This is a genomic window from Actinomadura sp. (genome assembly GCF_044508335.1).
In the GTDB taxonomy this organism is placed as follows: domain Bacteria; phylum Actinomycetota; class Actinomycetes; order Streptosporangiales; family Streptosporangiaceae; genus Spirillospora.
The window spans coordinates 1-19,403 of sequence record NZ_JBIQHY010000037.1; the positions used below are offsets into that span (position 1 = coordinate 1).

Sequence of the window (19,403 nt, forward strand, 5' to 3'; positions counted from 1 at the left end):
CTACCAGGCACCGAGTCTGCCAGCGGCGGCCGACCCGGTAGCTCCCATTAGGCGGGGAAGCTCGCGCGGTAGGTGGCGGCCATGTCCTCGTCCCCGTGGCCCTGCTCGATGACGCGGCGGAAGCGCTCGCCGGCCGCGTCGTTGAGGTCCACGCGGATCTTGGCGGACTCCGCCGCCTCGTGGATGAGCCGGGTGTTCGTCTCGGCGTTGCGGACGGCGAAGCTCGGCTCGAAGTCGCCCTCGACCATGGCCTTCATCTTCGCCTGCAGGTAGGGGCTGTCGAGCGGGCCGCCGCTGAGGACCTCGCCGAGCAGCGACGGGTCGAGCCCGAGGCCCTTCGCCAGCGCGACCGACTCGGCGACCGCCGAGGTCAGCGAGATGGCGTAACTGACGGCGGCCAGCTTCAGCCGGGTGCCCGCGCCGCCGGCGCCGTTCTCGTCCAGCCAGAGCGTCCGGGCGCCGACGGTGTCGAAGACCGGGGCGAGCGCGGTCCGCGCGTCCTGCGGCCCGGCGGCCAGCACCAGCAGCTTCCCCTGCTCGGCGGGCTGCTTCGTGCCCTGGACGGGGGCGTCGACGAACGTCAGCCCGCGCTCGGCCGCGAAGGCGGCGAGCCGCCCGAGGGACGCGAGGCCGACCGTGCCCATCTGCGCCCAGATCTGCCCCTGGCGCAGCCCCGGCGCCGCCTCGGTCATGACGGCGAGCGCGGTCTCGCCGTCCTTGAGGACGGTGATGACCACGTCGGCGCCCTCGACGGCCTCGGCGGGCGAGCCCGCCACCTCGGCCCCGTCGGCGGACAGCGGCTCCGCCCGCGCCGCCGTGCGGTTCCACGCGGTGACGCGGTGGCCGTTGCGGAGCAGGTTCCGGGCCATCGCCGCGCCCATGATCCCGGTGCCGAGCATCGCGACGTGCGTCATGTCAGGCTCCTTTTGGACTGTCCGGTTCATAATCGTGCGGAGCCAGCCTCGCACAAGGCCGCGCCCCGCGCATCCCGGATACCCCTACCCACCGGCCGCCCGGCCGGTCAGCCGTAGGCGTGGCCGTCGTCCGGCGCGTCGGCGTACACGTCCGTGTACGGCGCGGCGAACGCGTCGAGGGTGCGGTCGAGCTGCGCCGACCACCACGCCACCAGGGACGCCTGGCCGCGCCCGCCGGCGCCGTCCTCGCCCAGGTAGCGGTGCCGCAGCGGAGCGACGTCGCAGAGCCGCTCCCACCACTCCCGGTGCACGGCCGCCTGGATCTGCCCGGCGTCCAGCGGGTACGCCGAGCGGTGCCCCCGCACGAACGCCTGCACCCGGTCGAGGTCGAGGCCGCGCTCGTCGCCGTGGGCGAACAGCCGCGCGGCCGCCCGGACCACCTCGCCGGCGACCGGGCCCGTCGTCAGCGCGCCCCAGCCGAGGACGGCGGTGACGTTGCCCGACCCTCCGTAGCGCAGGTGCCCGGCGTGGAACGACCCGTGCAGGTGCCCGACCGTGCTGACCTCGATGTCGGGCGGCTGGTGCCCGGCGAACTCGGCGAGCAGGTCGCGGCGCTCGCGCAGCCGGCGCGCGGTCAGCGCGTCGAAGTCGGTTCCGCCGCCGTCGCCCGGGACGTCGCGCAGCATCTCCTCGACGGCGGCGGCCGCGTCGGCGGCGCGCGGCGTCGGCACGAGCATGCTCTGCTGGACGGGCGCCGTCAGCTCGTCCAGCGCCGCGTGCAGCCGCCCGAGCAGCGCGCCGAGCGCCTCGCAGCCGCCGAACGTCAGCTCCAGCCCGCCGCGCCCGCGGCCGCCGACCCACGGGTACAGGACGTAGCCGCGCCCGGCGGCGGTCACCAGCGTCCGGCCGGCGCGCGCGGGCAGCGGCGCGAGGACCGGCAGCCCGGCCGCGTCCAGCGCGGCGGTGACGGTGTGCTGGAAGAGCAGGCGGCGCCGGTCGGGCGCGGCGTACTCGCGGAGGAAGAACGCCCCCTCGGCGGTGTCGACGCGCCAGCACCGGCGGCCGGGCCCCGCGGGGAGCGGGACCGCCGCGTCCGGCGGCCCGATGTCCCAGCGCCGCAGCAGCCGCGGCGGCGGGTCGGTGTCGGCGGTCTGGGGCGTGGGCACCTCGGCACCTCGGCTGCGTCGGGCGGACGGCGGTCGAATGGATGTTCTACGACGACGCTACACGCCCCGCCCGCACCGCGGAAGGGAACCCGCGCGGACGGCGGCTCAGACGCGCTCCAGCACCACCACGGGTATGTCGCGGGTCGTCTTCTCCTGGTACTCGTCGTAGGCCGGCCAGGCCGCCGTCATCTTCCGCCACAGCGCCGGCTTCTCCTCGGGGGTCGCGGTGCGCGCCCGGGCGGTGAACTTGTCGCCCTTCACCTGCACCTTCACCTCCGGGTTCGCCTCCAGGTTCAGGTACCAGTCCGGCGGCTCGTCCGCGCCGCCCTTCGACGCGACGACGAGGTAGGCGTCGCCCTCGGTCTGGTAGATGAGCGGCGTCGTGTACTCCTTGCCGGACTTCCGCCCGGTCGTGGTGAGCAGCAGCGTCACCGTGCCCTGCCACTCGTGGCCCTCCTCGCCGTCGGTCTCCTGGTAGCGCCGGACGTGTTCCTTGCCGAACAGCATCGGATCCTCCTTGTTCCGTTCCGGTTCCGGCCGCCCGCGCGGCCACCCCGTGTCAACCTCCGGACGCACGATCACCTTCCCAGGGGTGCGGCTCTCAAGCCCTGACCTGCGTCCGCGCGGGGGTCACTACGCTGGCCCGGTGGACGACGCGGCGGAAGTGGCGCGGCGATGCGCCGAGACGATGTACGCACGGGACAAGGTCGCGCAGGACCTCGCGATGGAGATCGTCGAGGTCGCCCCGGGCCGGGCGCGGCTGCGCATGGCGGTCGCCGAGACCATGGTGAACGGCTTCGGCATCGCGCACGGCGGCTACGTGTTCCTGCTCGCCGACTCCGCGTTCGCGTACGCGTGCAACACCCATGACGACGTGACGGTCGCCGCGTCCGCCGACGTGGTGTTCGTGGCGAGCGCGCGCGCCGGGGACGTCCTGGAGGCGGTCGCGGCCGAACGCGTCCGCTACGGCCGCAGCGGGATCTACGACGTGACGGTGCGGCGCGTCCCGGACGGCGGCGTCATCGCCGAGTTCCGGGGCGGGAGCCGCAGCCGGAACCGGCCGGTCATCGGCGGCGAAGCGCCCTGATCCGGGTCAGAGCTCCTTCAGGATGCCGTTGAGGAACCGGGCGGTGTCGTCGGGGCGCGCGGCCGTGATGCACAGGTTGTTCATCGCGCGCATGTAGGTGTCGACGTCCGTGGGCTTGTCGAGGTAGAGCGCGCTGGTGAGCTGCTCCAGGTACACCACGTCCGACAGGCCGGGCTCGGCGAACCGCAGGATCGTGAACGGGCCGCCGGCCGCCGCGTGCCCGCCCGCGCCGAACGGCACGATCTGCAGCGTCACGTGGGACAGCTCCGACATCTCGATCAAATGCTCGATCTGGGCGCGCATCACCGCGCGGCCGCCGAGCGGGCGGCGCACCACCGCCTCGTCCAGCACGGCCCACAGCGTGGGCGCGTCGGGAGAGGTAAACCGCGCCTGCCGCATCGTGCGGATCTGGACGCGCCGCTCGACCTCCTCCTCCGAGGCGTCGGAGTAGCCGAGCCGGACGACGGCGCGGGCGTAGTCCTCGGTCTGCATCAGCCCGGGGACGAACTGCAGCTCGTAGGAGCGCAGCAGGGAGGCGGCCTCCTCCAGGCCCAGGTACACCTCGAACCAGCTCGGCAGGATGTCGCCGTACTGGTGCCACCAGCCCGGGTTGTTGGCCTCCTTGGCGAGCCGCAGCAGCGGCGCCCGCTCGGCCGGGTCCGTCACGCCGTAGAGGGTGAGCAGGTCGGCGACGTCGCGCTCCTTGAAGCCGACCCGGCCCAGCTCCATCCGGCTGATCTTCGAATGGGAACCGCGGATCTCGTAGCCCGCCTGCTCGGTGGAGATCCCGCGCTCCTCCCGCAGCCGGCGCAGCTGCGCGCCGAGCAGAATGCGCAGGACCGTGGGGCCGCCGCGGCGCGGATAATCGATCAGCCGACCGGCCGGATCGTCTTCGGCCGGAGGTGTGGGCACAGCTGAATCCTGGGACAAGGGGTCACCAGCCAGTCGACGGAGTCTACGCACAGGCGGAACGGCACCGCCCTATGTTAGTGGATGCGGACGGGTTTTCGGGAGGTATGAAAAACGCGTTCCCGAGAGGGGTTGTCCGCCTCCGCGCCGCCCTGCCGGACGCCGGACCGGTCCCGTGACCAGTGCTGTCGGTGGCGGTGCGGCTGCAGAACGTGGCACCGGCGCGGCGGCTGAGTCGGCCAGGGCATCATTTCACATCCGGCGGCGCCGCCGCGGGCATACCAATTGACCGCCGTTCTCCGGCAATGCGTGCGGCCAATCCTGACCGGCCATTCCCGGATCGGTCGTATGACGCGTGAAGGTCGCCCGTCACGCATTTTGGTGAGTTTTCGCGGGCCGCTCCGGGCGTGACGAAGCTCTCGTCCCCGGCGGGCAAGATCTCGAACCGCCCGGACGTTCTCCTGTCAGAGGGGCGGTCACGGCCGCCGCTCCGCAGGGAGCCGAACACCCCCGTGCATCTGGGAGAGAGCCAATGAACGCGACCCGTGAGAGACCGGAGATCCGGTTCCTGACCTCGGGCGATGTCTCGGCGCACGAGCGCGCCGCGGCGGAGCGCGCCGTCCGCGAGGCGCTGGCGGACGCCCACGGCGTCACGTCCGTCCAGGTCACGCTGAGCGTCGTCAACGACCCGTCGCTGCCGCGCCCGGCGCTGGCCCAGGCCGTCGCCGACCTCGGCGGCCGCCGCGTCCGCGCCCAGGCCGCCGCGCCCCGCATCGACGAGGCCACCGACATGCTCCGCGAGCGCCTCGCCCTCCGGGCGACCTCGCTCCAGGCGGGCTGAACCAGGCGATCCAGTCGCGCCTCACCGCCCGGCCGCGTCCGCCGGGGACGCCGAGCCGCGCGAGGACGAAGGAACGGCGGAGCCCCACACCGGGGCGCCGCCGTTCATGCGTTCCGTAGGCCGTGCGTCAAGCCCCGCCCGACCGCCGTGAGCGGGTGGGCCTTCGGGGTTTCAGGCGTCGCGGCTGTGCAGGGCGAGTGCGGCGAGGCCGAGCGGGACCAGCGCGTACGCCGCCAGCACGGCCGCCGCCGCGGCGGGGGAGAGGAGATCGCCGTACACGGAGTTCTCCGCGCTGAGCCCCGCCATCTGCCTGGGGAGTCCGCCGAGCATCACCGAACCGGCGCGCTCGTTCCACGGTCCCGGCAGGTGGTAGACGAGCAGCGGCAGGACGTGCCACACGAACACGACCGACACGACCGATCCCGCCGTCGAGCGCAGCAGGACGCCGAACGCCAGGCCGAGCAGGCCGAACACCGGCACGACCGTCCCGGCGAGCGCGAAACCCGGGAGATCGTGTGCGATGGACGCCTGCTGGTCGGGGAAGGGGCGGTCGCCGGCGATGAGCCGCGTCCCCAGGAACGATCCGACGGTCACCGCCTCGCCCGCGGCCAGCGCGACCGCGCCGATCACCGCGGCCTTGGCCGCGAGCAGCTTCCGGCGCCCGGGGACCGCGATGAGGCTTGTGCGGATCATGCCCGTCCGGTACTCGGACGTGATCGACAGCACGCCGAGGATCCCGAAGCACAGTGACGCCGCCCAGCCGCCGAGTTCCTGCAGGGGCCGCAGCAGGAGATCGTCTCGGCGTTCCGCCGGCAGGCCGTCCCAGACGTGGGCCATCTGGAACGCCAAGAGCAGGACGAACCCGGTGAACGCGGCCGTCACCCCGAGCACGGCATAGGTCGAGCGGACCGAACGCAGCTTCCACCACTCCGCCGCGAGCACGTCGCCCATCACGCGTCCCTGCGCGCGAACACGTACCCGCCGGCGCCCAGCGCGGCCACCGCGTACGCCGCCAGGACCGCCGCCGCGACCGCGGGCGGCAGCACGCCGTGATCGCCGGACGAGCCGGGCGGCCCCGCGATCTGGTTCGACAGGTTGCCGGGCAGCATCGACCAGATCCGCTCGTCCCACGGGGACGGCAGCAGCCGGGCGAGCGCCGGCAGCACGAACAGCATCCCCATGCCCGAGGTGACCGCCGCCGCGGTCGAGCGCATCACGGCGCCCAGCCCCACCGAGATGAGCGTGATCGCGGCCGTCGTCAACCCGAGCCACAACAGGTGGACCGCGACCTCGGCCGCCGGCGCCTGGAACGTCGCCACCGGCCTGTCGCCGACGATCACCCTCCCCGCGGCGCTCGCGGCGGCCAGCGCCACGAGAGCCGCCGCGCACATCGCGGCCGCCGCCACGCCCGCCTTCGCCAGGAACACCGTGACCCGGCGCGGCATCGCGGCCAGCGTCGTGCGGATCATCCCGGACGAGTACTCGGACGTCACGGCCAGCGCCCCGAGCACGACCGCGCACACGGGCAGCGAGACGGCCAGCGGCTGCCCCGGGGGCGCCACCGCGGTCGTCTCCCGCTGCGCGGCCGCCAGCCCGTCCCAGTAGCGGGCCACGTACCACGACCAGACCCAGCTGAGCAGCGTGAACCCCGCGACCACGCCGAGCACCGCACCCGTCGACCGGACAGTCCGCAGCTTGTCCCACTCCGCCAGGACCACGTCCCCCAGACCGCCGCCGTTCGCCGCCCCGCCGGTCGCGCGGTCGTCGGCCGGGCCTCGGGCGGGCCGGCGGGAGGCGGCGGCCGCGCCGCCGTGCCGGGTCATTTGAGCACCGCGCTGTACTCGGCGCTGTCGGCGGTGAGTTCCATGTACGCCTCCTCCAGGGACGCGCTGTGCGGTGTCACTTCGTGCAGGGGGATGCCGTGCGCGGCGGCCGCGTCGCCGACGGCCGCGACGTCCAGCCCGGTCACCGTGAGGGCGCCGCGCGGCGCGGACTCGACGCGCGCCCCGGCGGCGGCGAGCACGGCGGTCAGCTCCGCCGCCCGGGGCGAGCGGACCCGGACGCCGCGCTGGAAGCGGTCCGCCAGCTCGCGCACCGAGGTGTCGGCGACCAGGCGGCCGCGCCCGATGATGACCAGCCGGTCGGCCGTCAGCTCCATCTCGCTCATCAGGTGACTGGAGATCAGCACCGTCCGGCCCTCCGCGGCGAGCGACCGCATCAGCTCCCGGATCCAGCGGACGCCGTCCGGGTCCAGGCCGTTCACCGGCTCGTCGAACATGAGCACCCCGGGGTCGCCGAGCAGCGCCGCGGCGATCCCGAGCCGCTGCCGCATGCCCAGCGAGAACCCGCCGACCCGCTTGCGCGCCACGCCGGCGAGACCGACCTGCTCCAGGACCTCCGCGACCCGGCGCGTGCCGATCCCGTTGCTGCGCGCCAGCCACCCGAGATGGTCGAACGCCCGGCGCCCGCCGTGCACGGCGCCCGCGTCCAGCAGCGCCCCGACCTCCCGCATCGGCCGCCGCAGCGCCGTGTACCGGCCCCCGTTGACCAGCGCCTCGCCGGACGTCGCCCCGTCCAGCCCCAGCAGGACGCGCATCGTCGTCGACTTGCCCGCGCCGTTCGGACCCAGGAACCCGGTCACGGTCCCCGGCCGCACCACGAAGGACAGCCGGTCGACCGCGGTCGTCCCGCCGTAGCGCTTGGTCAGCTCGCGTACTTCGATCATGCGTCGACGCTCCTACGGGACCCGCGCGCCGCACATCGGAACACGGGCGGGACCTTCGCCTCCGACCGTGCTCGGAGGCGCCCGCCCGGCTCCGACCCCGGTATGACGGCCGGTGGTACGAGGCGACGCGTCCGCGGGTGCCGGTACCGTCGTGACGTGGACGAACCCGAGCTGCGCTCCCCGTTCTTCATGCGGCTCAGCCGGCGCGCCCTCATCGGACTGGACGCCGCGGTCGCGGTCATCGGCACGCTCGCGCTGGTGACGCTGCCCGCCGCCCCGGGGGGCTCCGCGCTCGCCGTCGTCCCGCTCGCCGCCGCGACCGGTCTTCCGCTGGCGGTGCGGCGGCTGTGGCCGGTGCCCGTCTTCACCGCCGTGCTGGCCGCCTCGACCGCGTCCCTCGTCCTCGGCCTGCCCTGGGACTCCTACGCCGCCGCGGCGTTCGCCCTCTACCCGGTCGCCCTCACCCGGCGCCGCCGCCGCTGGATCCCCACGCCGCTGATCGGCGTCGTCAGCGCCGTCCTCATCCTCGGCGGCGCCATCGTCGGGCCCGCCGACTGGCACGCCGAAGCCGCCGGCGAGGTGCTGCTCGGCCTCGCCGTCCTCGGCGCGTCCTGGACGCTCGGCCGCGCCGTCCGGGAGCGCCGCGCGCAGGCCGCGCACTCCGCCCGCCGGCTCGCCGACCAGGCCGTCTCGGACGAGCGGCTCCGCATCGCCCGCGAACTCCACGACGTCGTCGCGCACAGCATGAGCCTGATCGCCGTCAAGGCGGGCGTCGCCGTCCACGTCGCCGCGGCCCGCCCGGACGAGGCCCTCGACGCCCTCCGCGTCATCGAGGCCACGAGCCGCAGCTCCCTCTCCGAGATGCGCCACCTCCTCGGCGTCCTGCGCACCGACGCCGACCTCGGCCCGGCCCCCGGCCTCGCCGACCTCGCCGACCTCGCGGAACGCGCCGCCATGGCGGGCGTGCACGTCGACCTGGAGGTGGACGCCCCGAACCTCCCGGAAGGCGTCGCGCTCTCCGTGTACCGCATCGTCCAGGAGGCGGTCACCAACGTCGTCAAGCACGCCGCGCCCGCCCGCTGCCGCGTCCGCGTCCGGGCCGACGGACAGCGCGTGCGCATCGACGTCACCGACGACGGCCCCGGTGCCCGCGTCCTGCCGGGCGGCGACGGGCACGGGCTCATCGGCATGCGCGAACGCGTCATGATGTACGGCGGCGACTTCACCGCCGGCCCGCGCCCGTCCGGCGGCTTCGCCGTATCGGCCGACTTCCCGTACGAACCCTAGGAACCCCGTTGGATCTGCGCGTCCTCGTCGCCGACGACCAGGCTCTGCTGCGCGGCAGCTTCCGCGTGCTCATCGACACCGCGCCCGGCCTCCGCACCGTCGGCGAGGTCGGCACGGGCGCCGAAGCCGTCGCGCTGGCCGGGAGCGAACGCCCCGACGTCGTCCTCATGGACGTCCGCATGCCCGAGATGGACGGCATCGAGGCGACCCGGCGGATCTGCTCCGAGCTGCCGGACGTCCGCGTCCTCATCCTCACGACGTTCGACCTCGACTCCTACGTGTACGCGGCGCTCAAGGCCGGGGCGAGCGGCTTCCTGCTCAAGGACACCCCGCCGGCGGACCTGCTCTCCGCCATCAAATCCGTCGCGGCCGGGGACGCCCTCCTCGCGCCCACGGTGACCCGCCGCCTGATCGCCGAGTTCGTCCGCCGCCCGGCCCCCGTCCAGCCCCCGCCCGCCGCCCTGGACGCCCTGACCGACCGGGAACGCGAGGTCCTCACCCTCATCGCGCGCGGCCTCTCCAACGCCGAACTGGCCGACCACCTGCACCTCAGCCCCGCCACGGTGAAGACCCACATCGGCCACCTGCTCTCCAAACTCCAAGCCCGCGACAGAGCCCAGCTGGTGATAGCCGCCTACGAAACCCGCCTGGTACAACCCAGCTGACCCACACCCGCCTGAGCCCGCAGGCGACGGCCCCCTAGCGCGATCCGCCACGGGCCGCCAGCCTTGATCGGCTCCGAACTCTCCACGCGCCGGCCAACCCCGGCGCGCCCGAGACGGCAGGCCCCAACGCCTCGCGGAGCCCGACCATCGACACCTACCGCCGGGATGGCTGTTCGGCGCGTTGTGCCGGGAGTGCGGAGGCGAGTCGTTCAAGAAGGTCGGCGCACGCTGCCAGGTCCGGTGTGAAGACGGCGAGGGCCACATGGTCGGCCCCGGCGTCTAGGTGGTCCTGGACCCTCTTGCCGATCGCGGTCTCGTCGCCCCAGTTGAAGCATGCGTCGATGACCTCGTCCGAGCCGCCGTCGGTCAGCGCCTCGTCCGGGTAGCCCAGTTCTTTCAGTGAGCGGACGTAGGGGGAGCCGGGGAGGGAGAGCAGTTGCGCCTGCCTCGCGACGGCGCGGGCCTTCTCTGGATCGGCCTCAAGGATCGCGGTCTGCACGACGACCACGAGTTTGTCCGGGCCCAGGCGTTCTCTGACCGCCCTGGTGTGCTCGACGGGCATCGCCGCGGGCAGTGCGCCGTCCGCGCGGTCGCGCGCCAGACCCTGCATCTTCGGGCCGAGCGCGGCCAGCAGCCGCGGGAACGGCACCTCGGGGACCGGCGCCGCGCCGGCCGCCGCGTCCATTCCGTCGAGGTATTCGCGCATCCGGTTCAGCGGACTCGTCCACTTCTGCCCGCTCGCCTCGACGCTCGCGGGCATGCTCACCCCCACACCCAGCGCGAGCCGGCCGGGATAGGCGTCCGCCAGAACCGACGCCGCCCCTTGCATCGACGCGGGATGCCTGGCCCAGAGGTTCGCGACGGCCGATCCGAGGACGGCGTGCTCCGTCGCCGCGAGCAGCACGCCCAGCTGCGCGAAGACCTCGCGACCACCGATGGCCTCGTTCACCCAGATCGAGCCGTATCCCGCTTCCTCGACGCGCCGGGCCGCACGCCGCCATTCGTCCGCGGTCGCCACCGGTGTCGTGAGCACGGCACCGACCCTGCCCAGCCTTCCGCGCATCTCCTCTACCGCCGCGACCGCCATCGGCCCTCCTATAATCGGAACGTACAACCCGCTTAGAACGGTACCGGAACGACCGCCCCGTTTGTCAACGCAGCAGGAGGCCCGAGTGAGCAACGCGCCCCGGCGCGCGGACGCGCGCAGGAACCGCGAGCGCATCCTCCAGGCCGCGTTCGAGGCGTTCGCCGCCGACGGCCGCCTCGTCCCGCTCGACGACATCGCCCGGCGCGCCGGAGTGGGAGCCGGCACGGTGTACCGGAACTTCCCCACCAAAGAGGCGCTGTTCCGGGCCGTCGTCACCACTCGCATCGAACAGATCGTGGAGGACGCCGAGGCCCTGCGGGACGCGGACGACCCGGCCGGGGCCTTCTACGGTTTCTTCGCCCGGGTCGTCGAGCGGGCCATGTACAACCACGCGCTCTGCGACGCTCTGGCAGACGACCTGAGCGGCTTCGACACCTGCGGGGTGGACGACCGGTTCACAGCGGGTCTCGGCGTCCTGCTGCGGAGGGCGCAGGCCGCGGGCGCGGTCCGCTCCGACGTGGACGTGCAGGACGTCCGCGCCCTCATGGTCGGCGCCATGCACATGGAGCGCGCGCACCGGCGGGAAGGGCGCCGCGGCCGTATGACGCTCCTCGCCTCCGACGCACTCCGTCCCACGACGAAACGAAACGAAACTCTCGACCCTCGTAACGGAACACGCTGCGAGATCTGCGGGAACCCGATCACCCCGGCGCCGACCGGCCGTCCGGCCCGCTACTGCAGCGCGTCCTGCCGCCAGAAGGCCCACCGCCGCAAGCAGGCGGCCGCGAAATCCGGTTGAGCGGCCCCTTCCCCCTGCGACGGCCTGGCCGCTGGGCGGGGTCGGGCGGCGGTGCCCCAGGTCACCGCTGGAGGCGGAGGATGAGTCGCCTGCTGAACGTGCCTCGCTCCTCCGCCTTGGCGGAACGTCGGCGCTCTAGGTCCGCGGGGCTCATGCCGTGGGCCGCTGCGAGAGCGTGGACGACTTCGAGGAGGTCGGCGAGTTCACCCGGGTCGCCGCTCGCGATGTACTCGCCGGCTTCCTCGACGAGCTTGGCGCGCAGCCGCCCGACATGCTCGTCGGCGTCGGCGACGCGCGTTTCGGGCCGCCCGCCCGCCGCCCGGATGATCTCGGGGATCCTGTCTCGGACCAGCTTTTCGGCCTGGCCGCCATCCTTGGCGGGATGGACGGTGGTGCCGTGCCGCCGGTCCAAGGACTGGACCCAGTGGACGGCGACCGCAGCCGTCTGCACCAGCTCGCCGCGGAGAGCGGCCGGGTCCGATTCGGCGAGGGCTTCGAAGAACTCCTCGGCAAGAATGTGCCTCCACGTCAGTTCGCCCCGCCGCACGGCGGCGGCGCATTCCCGTTTGGCCTCGTCCGCGGCCTCGGCGAAGGCGGGTCCGCTTCCGTCGGGGAATTCCTGCGCTCCCCACATGCGATCTTGGGCCTCGCGTTCGGCTCTGACATCCGCGAGCACTCTCGCGAGCGACCCGGGCGCTTCGACGTCCTCCATGCCGCACGACGTTAGCGACCCCGCGCGGGTCCGGTGACGCTGCTCAGGGGGTGCCCTCGACAGTAAGACGCTGAACTTGACGCCCCGGTCCTCGCTCTGTACGCAGGCGGGGAACTCGCGACGGCATGGCGCGCTGTCCTAGTGAGCATGTCACTCCGGCCTGTGAGGTGGAGACGCTGAGAGGGTATGGCGCTTTGTTCTGGTGAGCACGTCACTCCGGCCTGTGAGGTGGAGACGCTGAGACGGCATGGCGCTTTGTTCTGGTGAGCACGTCACCCCGGTCTGCGCCGTGGAGATGCTGAATGGTGGGCGAGCCGTGGGGGTCCCCGGCTGCGGCTGCGGGTCTGCGGTGAGGGACGAAGGGCTTCGTGCTCAGCCCGGTGGGGTGGCGCGGTCGGGTTCGCAGGTGAGGAGTTCGTGCAGGACGGGCGGGAGTTCGTCCCAAAGCCATTCGTTCAACGTGCCCGGAAAGGACGCCGGGGCGCGGATGCCGAGGCGGCCGGGCGTGACTTCGGCCAGCCGGACACCGATGGGGCCGTCGTCCCACATGGGGTCTCGGTTGCCCCAGAACGTGGAGAAGTCGGCGCTCGTCAGCATCAGCTCGCCGGGCAGCACGTGCTCGCCGGGGTGCCTGCCGAGGGGCAGCAGGCGTTGCGCGGTCGTGCGGAGTATGTTGAGCGCCGCCAGGTCGTGCGGGCACGCCACGTCCGTGATCTCCAGCTCGGGGAGGCCGAAGCGGCGGAGCCCCCGGGTTCTGAGAGCCACGCAGTTGCAGCCGTCGATGTCGTCCTCGCCGGCCGTGCAGCGTCCCGAGTCCCGGTAGGGCGGCAGGACGGTCCCGAGCCAGTCGTCGGCGAGGACGAAGTCGTCCAACCGGTTGAGGCGAGCTGCGGGCAGGGTCCGGCCGGTGGCGAGGTCTACGAGCACCCCGCGGAGTGATTCCGCGATCGCCTTGGCGGTGGCGCGGGCCAGGTGCGGCCCGGACGGCAGGTCACCGACCGGCATGACGCATGTGACGCCGATGTGCCGCTTGGCCAGGCGGGCCCGCTCAGCGTCGTCCTCATCGGCGCCGGACACCTCGCTCAAGTCCCAGGGCGAACTGTCGGCGGGGTGGTCGGCGAACACGAGGCGCGGGGTGCCGAGGCGGCCCGCGACCGCCGCGGCCAACGGGCTGGGGAGGCGCTGCCGGATCATCGCCGCGAGGTCGCCGGGCTCCCTGTCGCTGGCGACGACGAAGCCGGCGCTCGTCTCTTCGGGAACCGTGATGGTGACGCGCAATGCAGCCTCCCCAGCTGGTGGACCGGTGTTCGCAGTCCAGCTTCGAGGAGGCCGCCGAGGACTTTCCCTAGAACGCGATTCTGGGGATAAAGGGGCCAGAGCCGCAGGTCAGAGGGGCGCGCCGACGCGGGCCTGCGTCGCCGAGTCGTCCAGGCGGACGATCCTGCGGCGCGGCCGCGTCATCACCGGCGGCTGTTCGTCGAGCAGCCGCCCGGCCGCGGTCAGCGAGCCGATACGTCCACGTAGTGGCGCTCGCCCGGCCCCACGTACACCTGGCGCGGCCGTCCGATCTTCGTGGCCGGGTCGTTCATCATCTCGCGCCACTGGGCGATCCATCCGGGAAGCCGGCCGAGGGCGAACAACACGGTGAACGCGTTCGTGGGGAAGCCCATCGCCTTGTAGATGACGCCCGTGTAGAAGTCCACGTTGGGGTAGAGCTTGCGTTCGATGAAGTAGTCGTCGCTCAGCGCGACCTCTTCGAGACGCATGGCCAGGTCCAGCAGCGGGTCGGATTTGCCCAGCGCGTCCAGGACCTTGCTCGTCGCCTTCTTCACGACCGCGGCGCGCGGGTCGTAGTTGCGGTAGACGCGGTGCCCGAAGCCCATCAGCTTGACGCCGGGCTCCTTGTTCTTGACGCGAGCGACGAACGAGTCGATGTCGTCGCCGTTCTCGTGGATGCGTTCGAGCATCTCCAGGACGGCCTGGTTGGCGCCTCCGTGCAGCGGGCCGAACAGCGCGTCCACACCCGCGGACACGGAAGAGAACAGGTTCGCCTGGCTGGACCCCACGAGCCGCACGGTCGAGGTCGAACAGTTCTGCTCGTGGTCGGCGTGCAGGACGAACAGCATGTCCAGGACGCGTGCGATCTCAGGGTCGATCTCGTAGGGCTGCGTGGGCAGGCCGAACATCATGCGGAGGAAGTTCTCCACGTACCCGAGGGAGTTGTCCGGGTACAGGAGCGGCTGGCCGTTGGACGTCTTGTAGGCGTACGCCGCTATGGTGGGCAGCTTCGCGATGAGCCGGATGCTCGACTGGTCGACCTGCTCGGGATCGAACGGGTCGAGGCTGTCCTGGTAGAAGGTCGACAGGGCGCTGACCGCGGACGACAGGACGGCCATGGGGTGGGCCCGGCGCGGGAACGCGGAGAAGAACGCCCGGAACTTCTCGTCCAGCAACGTGTGGTTGCGCACTTTGTCGGTGAAGTCGGCCAACTGATCGGCCGTGGGCAACTCCCCATAGATCAGCAGATAGGCCACCTCAAGGAAGGACGACTTCTCCGCCAGTTCCTCGATGGGGTACCCGCGGTAGCGGAGGATCCCCGCCTCGCCGTCGATATAGGTGATGGCGGACGTCGTGGACGCGGTATTGGTGAAGCCGGGATCGAGCGTGACATGCCCCGTCTCCTTCAAGAGGCTGCCGACGACCAGACCTGACGGCCCCTCGGTGGCCTCCCTGACCTCCAGAGGCATCCGGCCGCCCGCGTGGTCGAGCTCGAAATCCGACATACTCGCTCACTCCCAACTGCGTCCACACCTGCGTAGACTTCCGCTCTTCATCGTATCCGCGTGATCACCCGCGCGATCCGGCCGGTCGCGTTGACGGACGCCCGGCCCGGGTGCTCCGTTGGAGTCATGGCCGACAACGGAGCCGCCGATCTCCTCGCGCGCGCACCCGCGGGGACATGGCCGCGGCGACGACCGCCAACCGCTTCGTCGACATGCTCGAAGGGGGCGAGCTGCGCAGGGAGCGCCTGGTCTGGCTGGCAGGCGAGGAGTACCGGTTCGTGGGCAGCGGTCGGCGCCGTTTCGCGCTGCCGGCGGCCGGGTTTCCCGATTCGCCGTCCGGCGGGCTTTTCTGGGGCTCGCACAGGGCGAAGGGCGGGCGCTGGCGCTCCTCGGGGAGTTCGCGGCCGCGCTCGGGCAAAGTGAGAAGAATCTCATGGCATATGACCCGAAGCCCTTCGCGCAGGCATATCCAGCGTATCTCGCACAAAGGGCGGCATTTGGGACGGCCGCCGAGGTGGCCCTGGCGATGGTGGCCGACCTGGAGTGGTCGCGTCCGGGCTGGCAGCGGGTGAAGACCCGGTCGAGATCGCCCGCGCGGCCCGCCTCCTGCGGCCTACGAGACCGCCTTCTGGGACGCGCTCGTCGAGGGCCTGCCCTGATAACCCGCTCTAGTGCTCCCGGAGCGTCGGCAACTCGGCCGTGAACTCGACCAGCGTCCGTTCGTGGACGCCGATGAGCTGCTCGACGTCGACAGGCGGCCATTCCTCGCCGTAGTGGGCGTCCAGCAGCGTGGACAAGGCGACCAGGATCTGCTCCGGTGTGGGACGTTCTCCGGGGTCCTTGACCAGACAGCGGGTCACGAGCCCGCGCATCGGGTCCGGCAACTCGGTGAGGTCGGGTTCGCCGTGCACGATGCGGCTGCGCACCTTGTGGTCGCTGCCGAAGGGCGCCGCGCCCGTCGTAGCGAACACGAGAGTCGAGCCAAGGGAGAACACGTCGCTCTCCGGGTGAACCGGGTCGCCGAGAGCCTGCTCCGGTGACATGTAGGCGGGCGTCCCCAGGATCTCCGTGCGGGACAGCGGCAGTGCGTTGAGGGGTCTCGCGATGCCGAAGTCGATGACCCTCGGCCCGTCCGAGGCGAGCAGGACGTTCGACGGCTTCAGGTCCCTGTGCACGATGCCCGCGCGATGGATCGCGATCAGCGCCTCCGCGAGCCCGGCCCCCAGCCGGCACGCTGCACGTTCGCGGAGCGGCCCCTTCTCCCGGACGACTTTGGCGAGGCTCACACCGCGGATGTACTGCGTCGCGAGCCAGGGCCGGTCCGCATCCGGGTCGGCGTCCACGACGGGTGCCGTGTAGAAGCCGCTGACCGAGCGCGCCGACGTCACCTCACGGCGGAACCTCGCGCGCCATCGGGGATCGTCCAGAAACTCCTGACGGATGACCTTCACCGCGACGAGGCGCCTGCTGGGCGACGCTCCGAGGAACACCTCGCCCATCCCACCGGCGCCGAGCCGGGCGACCACACGGTAGGGGCCGATCATCTCTGGAAGGTCTGACTGCATGGCACGGAAATCCGATCATGGTGGGGCTGCTCAATCGTGCCATGAGGCGGAGGCTGCTCGGCGAACGTGCGCCTACGTCCAGGGCAGTGCGCTCCGTTCGGCCCAGTAGCCCTCCGGTGGGACGCTCAGCTCCGACAGCACCCGTAGCTGACGCTCGTCGAAAACCACGTTCAACGCCGCGAGGTTCGATTCCAGCTGCGCGGGGCTGACCGCGCCGATGAGGACGACGTCCGCCCAAGGCCGGCTGAGGGCGGCCGCCAATGCGAGCGCGTCCGGCCGCACATCGTTCTCGGACGCGATGCTCCGCACGGCCGGGGGCGGGTCGACGGCGAGCCTCCCGTTGGCCAGCACCTCCTTGAGCAGGACGCGCAGTCCAGCGTCATGCGCTTCGCGCAGGGCATCCTCGGCTGACGTCTCCAGAATGTTCCACGTTGATTGGACGGTGTTGAAAAGCCTCTGGCCGGAGACGTGCAACGCCATCGCCCGGCGGATGGTGTCAGCCTGCCTTGGACCCGAGGTCGAGAAGCCCACGCGGACGCCCTCGGCGCTCAGCTCGGCCATCGCCTCCTGTAGGCGGAGATCCTGGAAGAGCGGGCTGTCTGCGGTCAGCGAGTGAACCTGATAGACGGATAGATGCCCGTCCAGCAACCCGCGGCTTTCCCTGTACTGGGAGCGGTACCGGTCAAGGCTGTGCTCCTTGACCTCGTGCACCGCGGCGTCGGTCTTCCATTCGCCGACGTAGGTGTAGCCCCACTTACTGGACACCGTCATATCGTCGGGCCGGCGTGAGTTGAGCCAGCCTGCCAGGAACTCCTCGGCCCTGCCGTAGGAGCGTGCCGCGTCCACCCATCGGATACCCGCCTCGTAGGCCCTGTCGAGGACGGTCCAGGTGGCGTCCCGCATCATTTCCACGCTCCGGCCGGGCGGCAGTTCACCGGCCCGGCCGACGTTGATGTACGCGGGCCGCCCCAGTGCCGCGAGGCCGATTCCCAGGCGGTCAATAGGCTTCATGCCGTCCAGCCTCGCATGCCGGACCCCGCACTCGAACCATGGGCCAATTGCCCGAACTGCCCGAATTAAGCGAGCCCTCTTTCCGGGTATCCACAGAATCGCATTCTGCTACCGCTGGGGGACTGCGTCAGGGAGGCTGTGCGGCGTCAATCCCAATCGCGGCAGGAAAGGCACGGCAATGCCTGCGCAGATCAACCGCACGCAGTACGGAGCCAATCAGTTCGCCGAACACCTGGGGCTCACCCGGTGGCAGTTGCGCGTGGGGCTGGAGCACGGGATCCTTCCGGGCCCGGACCTGAACGGCGAGCGGTGGTCCGCCGACCTGGCCGACGACTCCCGGGAGGCGGGCAGGGAGGTCATCGCCAGATTCGGCGAAGAACCGCCGATCGGCTCGGCGCGCGCCGCCGCCAGGCTCGCCGCCCGCGTCAGCCTCGACGTGGAGCGGCGGGACATCGAAGTCCTCGTCGCCGAGGGCGCCCTCACCGTCGTCAGCAGCTTCCGCGGCCACCCGGTCTACCTCGTGCGCGACCTGGACCGGCTCGACCCGGAGACCGTGCGGACGGTGGTCGCCGCCAGAAAGGGTCCGCTCACCGGCACCGTCGACGCCGGCGGAGCGGTGACCATCCTCGGGTGGCCGCGCCGGACGTTCGACCGGATCGCCTCGGAGCGCGGGCTCAAGGCCGACCAGCTCGGCCGCTACGCCCTCTCCGACGTCCAGGCGCTCCGAACGGACGAGGCCCTGGCGAAGGAGGTCGCGGAGGAGAAACGCAGCCTGACCCTGGCCAGGACGCGCCGATCCGAGGAGCACGCCGAGGACGTCATCCGCGCCTGGGTCCTGCGCTGCTCGGCCTATGTGGACGGCGACGCCGACCAGCCACCGGACCTCGGCCCCCTCAGCCGCGCACTCCGAACCCTCGACACGGCCAGGACCGAGATCAACGCACAGGACCAGCCCGCCGCCTGACCACCGCCTGCCTTCGAAGGCGTTGCGGGCGGCCGTCCGCCGGGCGATCCAGCGTTTGCGGCCCGCCTGGCGTCTCGGCTCGTCGCCGCCGGACGCCTTGGACGCGGCCTGCCCTGGGAGAGCGATCGGCCGTCGCCGGGTTCGGAGCCTTTTCTGTCGTGTCCCGTCTGTCGTGTCCCGGGTGGTGCTTCGTCGTCAGGGGCGCCGGGGTGAGGAGCGGCGTCTAGAGGGCTTCTTGGTCTCCCGGTGCCGTGCGAGGGCGGCGAGGAGGCGGTCGCGGGCCTCGACTCGGGAGAGCGCCGGGACGCGGTCGGGCAGGCCGGAGGCGAGCCCGGGAGGGGCGTCGACCAGGCCGTTGTCGTCGATGGTGGCCGTGTCTCCCGACCATGGGCCGAGGAGGATCGCGGATACGCCGCCCGGGTGCCGGGCGAGAAGCGCGTGGATCCTGTCGGCCTCCTGCGTGCAGTCGGCCACGAGCAGAAGTCGGCGCGCCTGCGTGACACCGGTGTTCTCGCGGATGGCGAGTTCCGTTTCGAGGTAGGCGAGCGCCGCGTCGAGGTTGCCGGGGATGAAGAGCCCGTCCGTGTCGTCGTCGAGCAGTTCGTCCTCGGCCAGGCCGAACAGGACTGTGGCGTCCGGACGCGGAACGACGACCAGGGAGTCGTCGCCGTGCTCGTCGAGAGCGGTCAGGGCGAGCACGCGCGCGGTGGAGACGGCGCCGGAGCCCGACAGGCCCGTGGCCCGGAGGGCGAACGGGTCGAGGACGGGACGGTAGCCGAAGCCCGCCGGCGCTTCGTCCTCCTCATCGGGCACTGGAAGGGCGGCCGTGCCGGCGGTCGCGACGGCGTAGAGGCGGTGCCGGAAGGGGTAGCAGATCGCCGCCGCGGC

General features: G+C 72.2%; 20 protein-coding genes. 6 read left to right on the forward strand and 14 right to left on the reverse strand.

Annotated features, from left to right (window positions below; all coding sequences use genetic code 11):
* Window positions 1-47 precede the first annotated feature (47 nt).
* The 3 genes from ACIWVC_RS15385 to ACIWVC_RS15395 all read right to left on the reverse strand — a co-directional run bounded on the left by ACIWVC_RS15385 (window position 48) and on the right by ACIWVC_RS15395 (window position 2,587).
* Window positions 48-914: an NAD(P)-dependent oxidoreductase gene (locus ACIWVC_RS15385; protein ID WP_396447870.1), complete on the reverse strand. Its 867-nt coding sequence runs from the start codon at window positions 912-914 to the stop codon at window positions 48-50.
* 107 nt (window positions 915-1,021) lie between these two features.
* Entirely contained in the window at window positions 1,022-2,080 is a 1,059-nt protein-coding gene (locus ACIWVC_RS15390; RefSeq protein WP_396447871.1) for a phosphotransferase enzyme family protein, read from the reverse strand.
* Between the two features lie 105 nt (window positions 2,081-2,185).
* Window positions 2,186-2,587: a nitroreductase family deazaflavin-dependent oxidoreductase gene (locus ACIWVC_RS15395; protein ID WP_396447872.1), complete on the reverse strand. Its 402-nt coding sequence runs from the start codon at window positions 2,585-2,587 to the stop codon at window positions 2,186-2,188.
* 139 nt (window positions 2,588-2,726) lie between these two features.
* On the opposite strand from ACIWVC_RS15395, the gene paaI reads away from it, so the two are divergent.
* Complete coding sequence (gene paaI, locus ACIWVC_RS15400; protein ID WP_396447873.1) at window positions 2,727-3,167, forward strand: hydroxyphenylacetyl-CoA thioesterase PaaI; 441 nt, start codon at window positions 2,727-2,729, stop codon at window positions 3,165-3,167.
* A gap of 6 nt (window positions 3,168-3,173) precedes the next feature.
* Here paaI and ACIWVC_RS15405 read toward each other — a convergent pair whose 3' ends face one another.
* Window positions 3,174-4,079: a helix-turn-helix domain-containing protein gene (locus tag ACIWVC_RS15405; RefSeq protein ID WP_396447874.1), complete on the reverse strand. Its 906-nt coding sequence runs from the start codon at window positions 4,077-4,079 to the stop codon at window positions 3,174-3,176.
* A gap of 529 nt (window positions 4,080-4,608) precedes the next feature.
* On the opposite strand from ACIWVC_RS15405, the gene ACIWVC_RS15410 reads away from it, so the two are divergent.
* On the forward strand, window positions 4,609-4,917 hold the full coding sequence (locus tag ACIWVC_RS15410) for a hypothetical protein (RefSeq protein ID WP_396447876.1): 309 nt from the start codon (window positions 4,609-4,611) through the stop codon (window positions 4,915-4,917).
* Window positions 4,918-5,088: 171 nt separating this feature from the next.
* On the opposite strand, the gene ACIWVC_RS15415 is transcribed toward ACIWVC_RS15410, so the two are convergent.
* The 3 genes from ACIWVC_RS15415 to ACIWVC_RS15425 are packed head-to-tail and all read right to left on the reverse strand — an operon-like array spanning window position 5,089 to window position 7,642.
* Complete coding sequence (locus ACIWVC_RS15415; protein WP_396447877.1) at window positions 5,089-5,868, reverse strand: ABC transporter permease; 780 nt, start codon at window positions 5,866-5,868, stop codon at window positions 5,089-5,091.
* On the reverse strand, window positions 5,868-6,740 hold the full coding sequence (locus tag ACIWVC_RS15420) for an ABC transporter permease subunit (protein ID WP_396447878.1): 873 nt from the start codon (window positions 6,738-6,740) through the stop codon (window positions 5,868-5,870). Before ACIWVC_RS15420 ends, ACIWVC_RS15415 begins: the two co-directional genes overlap by 1 nt.
* On the reverse strand, window positions 6,737-7,642 hold the full coding sequence (locus ACIWVC_RS15425) for an ATP-binding cassette domain-containing protein (protein ID WP_396447879.1): 906 nt from the start codon (window positions 7,640-7,642) through the stop codon (window positions 6,737-6,739). The genes ACIWVC_RS15420 and ACIWVC_RS15425 overlap by 4 nt, the downstream gene beginning before the upstream one ends.
* 156 nt (window positions 7,643-7,798) lie before the next feature.
* On the opposite strand from ACIWVC_RS15425, the gene ACIWVC_RS15430 reads away from it, so the two are divergent.
* The gene (locus ACIWVC_RS15430; RefSeq protein WP_396454249.1) at window positions 7,799-8,929 is read left to right on the forward strand and encodes a sensor histidine kinase; all 1,131 of its coding nucleotides are present in this window, start codon (window positions 7,799-7,801) and stop codon (window positions 8,927-8,929) included.
* 8 nt (window positions 8,930-8,937) lie between these two features.
* Window positions 8,938-9,594 carry a response regulator gene (locus tag ACIWVC_RS15435; RefSeq protein ID WP_396447882.1) on the forward strand — a complete coding sequence of 219 codons (657 nt, stop codon included), beginning with the start codon at window positions 8,938-8,940 and terminating at the stop codon, window positions 9,592-9,594.
* A 154-nt stretch (window positions 9,595-9,748) separates the two neighbouring features.
* Here the strand turns inward: ACIWVC_RS15435 and ACIWVC_RS15440 are convergent, their stop codons facing one another.
* Window positions 9,749-10,681 carry a TIGR03620 family F420-dependent LLM class oxidoreductase gene (locus ACIWVC_RS15440; RefSeq protein ID WP_396447883.1) on the reverse strand — a complete coding sequence of 311 codons (933 nt, stop codon included), beginning with the start codon at window positions 10,679-10,681 and terminating at the stop codon, window positions 9,749-9,751.
* An 85-nt stretch (window positions 10,682-10,766) separates the two neighbouring features.
* Here ACIWVC_RS15440 and ACIWVC_RS15445 point away from each other — a divergent pair, with 85 nt between their 5' ends.
* Window positions 10,767-11,480: a TetR/AcrR family transcriptional regulator gene (locus ACIWVC_RS15445; RefSeq protein WP_396447884.1), complete on the forward strand. Its 714-nt coding sequence runs from the start codon at window positions 10,767-10,769 to the stop codon at window positions 11,478-11,480.
* 61 nt (window positions 11,481-11,541) lie between these two features.
* Here ACIWVC_RS15445 and ACIWVC_RS15450 read toward each other — a convergent pair whose 3' ends face one another.
* The 5 genes from ACIWVC_RS15450 to ACIWVC_RS15470 form a co-directional block, all read right to left on the reverse strand.
* Window positions 11,542-12,192 (reverse strand): hypothetical protein, encoded by a 651-nt coding sequence (locus ACIWVC_RS15450; protein WP_396454250.1) that lies wholly within the window; start codon window positions 12,190-12,192, stop codon window positions 11,542-11,544.
* A gap of 372 nt (window positions 12,193-12,564) precedes the next feature.
* Window positions 12,565-13,470: a hypothetical protein gene (locus ACIWVC_RS15455; protein ID WP_396447886.1), complete on the reverse strand. Its 906-nt coding sequence runs from the start codon at window positions 13,468-13,470 to the stop codon at window positions 12,565-12,567.
* 221 nt (window positions 13,471-13,691) lie between these two features.
* Complete coding sequence (locus tag ACIWVC_RS15460; protein WP_396447888.1) at window positions 13,692-14,975, reverse strand: citrate synthase; 1,284 nt, start codon at window positions 14,973-14,975, stop codon at window positions 13,692-13,694.
* A 668-nt stretch (window positions 14,976-15,643) separates the two neighbouring features.
* A complete protein-coding gene (locus tag ACIWVC_RS15465) occupies window positions 15,644-16,519 on the reverse strand; it encodes a serine/threonine-protein kinase (protein WP_396447889.1) in 876 nt (291 codons plus the stop codon).
* A 93-nt stretch (window positions 16,520-16,612) separates the two neighbouring features.
* Window positions 16,613-17,551 (reverse strand): aldo/keto reductase, encoded by a 939-nt coding sequence (locus ACIWVC_RS15470; RefSeq protein WP_396454251.1) that lies wholly within the window; start codon window positions 17,549-17,551, stop codon window positions 16,613-16,615.
* A 178-nt stretch (window positions 17,552-17,729) separates the two neighbouring features.
* Here ACIWVC_RS15470 and ACIWVC_RS15475 point away from each other — a divergent pair, with 178 nt between their 5' ends.
* A complete protein-coding gene (locus ACIWVC_RS15475; RefSeq protein WP_396454252.1) occupies window positions 17,730-18,515 on the forward strand; it encodes a hypothetical protein in 786 nt (261 codons plus the stop codon).
* Between the two features lie 195 nt (window positions 18,516-18,710).
* On the opposite strand, the gene ACIWVC_RS15480 is transcribed toward ACIWVC_RS15475, so the two are convergent.
* Window positions 18,711-19,328 (reverse strand): hypothetical protein, encoded by a 618-nt coding sequence (locus tag ACIWVC_RS15480; RefSeq protein WP_396447892.1) that lies wholly within the window; start codon window positions 19,326-19,328, stop codon window positions 18,711-18,713.
* Between the last annotated feature and the right edge of the window lie 75 nt (window positions 19,329-19,403).

Excerpts from the sequence above, each read along its gene's own strand:
- ACIWVC_RS15470 (WP_396454251.1), bottom strand. The coding sequence starts at position 17,551 with ATGAAGCCTATTGACCGCCTGGGAATCGGCCTCGCGGCACTGGGGCGG.
- ACIWVC_RS15425 (WP_396447879.1), bottom strand. The coding sequence starts at position 7,642 with ATGATCGAAGTACGCGAGCTGACCAAGCGCTACGGCGGGACGACCGCG.
- ACIWVC_RS15450 (WP_396454250.1), bottom strand. The coding sequence starts at position 12,192 with ATGGAGGACGTCGAAGCGCCCGGGTCGCTCGCGAGAGTGCTCGCGGAT.
- ACIWVC_RS15385 (WP_396447870.1), bottom strand. The coding sequence starts at position 914 with ATGACGCACGTCGCGATGCTCGGCACCGGGATCATGGGCGCGGCGATG.
- ACIWVC_RS15475 (WP_396454252.1), top strand. The coding sequence starts at position 17,730 with ATGCCTGCGCAGATCAACCGCACGCAGTACGGAGCCAATCAGTTCGCC.
- ACIWVC_RS15415 (WP_396447877.1), bottom strand. The coding sequence starts at position 5,868 with ATGGGCGACGTGCTCGCGGCGGAGTGGTGGAAGCTGCGTTCGGTCCGC.
- ACIWVC_RS15410 (WP_396447876.1), top strand. The coding sequence starts at position 4,609 with ATGAACGCGACCCGTGAGAGACCGGAGATCCGGTTCCTGACCTCGGGC.
- ACIWVC_RS15460 (WP_396447888.1), bottom strand. The coding sequence starts at position 14,975 with ATGTCGGATTTCGAGCTCGACCACGCGGGCGGCCGGATGCCTCTGGAG.
- ACIWVC_RS15420 (WP_396447878.1), bottom strand. The coding sequence starts at position 6,740 with ATGACCCGGCACGGCGGCGCGGCCGCCGCCTCCCGCCGGCCCGCCCGA.
- ACIWVC_RS15440 (WP_396447883.1), bottom strand. The coding sequence starts at position 10,681 with ATGGCGGTCGCGGCGGTAGAGGAGATGCGCGGAAGGCTGGGCAGGGTC.
- ACIWVC_RS15395 (WP_396447872.1), bottom strand. The coding sequence starts at position 2,587 with ATGCTGTTCGGCAAGGAACACGTCCGGCGCTACCAGGAGACCGACGGC.
- ACIWVC_RS15465 (WP_396447889.1), bottom strand. The coding sequence starts at position 16,519 with ATGATCGGCCCCTACCGTGTGGTCGCCCGGCTCGGCGCCGGTGGGATG.